The 1,880-nt window shown below is 44.6% G+C and carries 2 protein-coding genes; both read right to left on the reverse strand.

The window, feature by feature from the left end; all coding sequences use genetic code 11:
- Window positions 1-142: 142 nt before the first annotated feature.
- A complete protein-coding gene (locus tag N4310_RS08300; protein WP_262092803.1) occupies window positions 143-814 on the reverse strand; it encodes a DUF1129 domain-containing protein in 672 nt (223 codons plus the stop codon).
- Window positions 815-828: 14 nt separating this feature from the next.
- Window positions 829-1,773, reverse strand: coding sequence for a magnesium transporter CorA family protein (locus N4310_RS08305; protein WP_160333264.1), 945 nt, complete (start codon window positions 1,771-1,773; stop codon window positions 829-831).
- Window positions 1,774-1,880 lie beyond the last annotated feature (107 nt).

A 1,880-nucleotide genomic window follows, 5' to 3' on the forward strand; every position in this document is an offset into this window, starting at 1 on the left:
CTCTACTCATGTTTTCTGAGACTAGTATAGCTAGATTTCTACTTTATCGGAAGATACCTTGTTATTGGGCGCTTACAGTTAATCCACGAGATTTTTCAAAATAGAGGTCAAAAAAATGCATCCCAAGGAGGGGATGCATTTTTTAGAAGGCTTGACGGCGAGGGTTCATGCGGGCATTTTTGATATTGTAGGTGCGCATGAGCCACCAGCGGAGGGTGAAGGCTACGATTCCGATGAGGATGAGAACCATGCTTGGTAGGGGTGGGTTGATACCGGCTAGGAGGCTTTCAGAGATGGTGATAAGGGCGATCCAGGCTAGGAGGACAAGGCCTACAAAGAGGAAGCCACGGCGAACATTGGGGCGTTGACCTTCATACTGAGGTTCATAGTAGCGGTAGATAAAGTGGTAGAGGGCGTAGAAAACCGCTCCCCCCCCTGTCGTCATGCTGATCAGGGTTAGGAGTCCGTAGCTGGTACTTCCTGGGACAAACTGGTTGATCAGTCCGATTCCAAGTCCAACAAAGGCTAGGAGGAAAAGGGTGGATTCCAACCACATGAGCCAAGGATTGTCGTTGATTACAGCTGGCTTCGAGTTTTCAGAGGGACTTTCAGAAAGTTGGCTGCGAACCCATTGGGTAGGGGTGCCATAGAGGGCTCGAGCGGTAAAGCCACGATCCTGTTTCTCCTCAATATCGGGTAGGATACTTGCAAGGAGGCTTTCGATTTCCTCAGGGGACTTACCAGCTTGTTCCAAGAGTTTTTGCACGGTCCGGATATACTGTTGATTCTTTTTGGTTAGGTGTTCAAACGACATAAAATTCCTTTCTCTTAGAACAATTTTTTATGAATTAAGTAAAGTGTCATGGAGAGGCTCATTGCAAAGGCAATAGCAATAATAATCCAAAAGGCATGTGGCTCTCCATTGAGGGGCATATCATTGTTCTTAAAGTTCATACCATAAGCCGAGAAAATCATGGTCGGAATGGACATCACAATAGTCACCAAGGCCAGAGTCTTCATAATATTGTTCTGGTTGTTGGAGATGATGGAAGCAAAGGTGTCTGTCATGCTCCGTAAAATGTTTCCGTAAATATCCGCCATCTCAATCGCCTGCTGGGTTTCAATGAGCGTATCTTCCAAGAGGTCTTCATCCTCTAAGTATTTTTTGATGGTTGAAGAAGAAGAGGTTAGTTTGCGAACCACGCGCTCATTGGTTTTCAAAGAGGCTTTAAAGTAGACAATGGTTTTTTCCAATTCCATGAGCTCAATCAATTCCTCATTGCGGGGAGCTTCCAAAAGGACTGTCTCAATTTGATCGGATTTGCGGTCAATCGACCGCAAGGCGGTTAGGTAGAGTTCCGCATTGCGGTAGAGGATTTGGAAAACGAAACGGGAGCGCATAAAGGTGTAAAAATTCCGCAGGCGTCGTTGCACAAATACATCCAAAAGGGGGATATTTTCTTGACAGGTGGTGATAATGACATCATCCGTCAAAATAATTCCCAAGGGGATGGTGACATAATAAATTTTATTGTTCCGTTCTTCGGTAATCGGGACATCGACGATAATCAGGGTATAATCATCCTCAATGGTCACACGAGACATCTCTTCCAGGTCGAGAGGGGCTCTTAGGTCGGTGATATCAATGTCAAATTCATTGGCGACTTCAATCGATTCACTCTGAGTGGGATTAATCAGGTTGATCCAAGAACCAGACTCCATGTGGTCAATTTCCTTGAATTGTGTTGTTGTGGATAAAAATACCTGTCTCATGATCCCCTCCTTCTTTTCTCATTCTCTTACATTATATCCTAAATAAGGTCAAAATCAAGCTTTTTCTACTCCTGTAAGACGTTTGAATCATTGGTTTTAAGCCCAGT

Origin of the sequence: Streptococcus danieliae, assembly GCF_025447695.1 — a bacterium.
Classification (GTDB): domain Bacteria; phylum Bacillota; class Bacilli; order Lactobacillales; family Streptococcaceae; genus Streptococcus; species Streptococcus danieliae.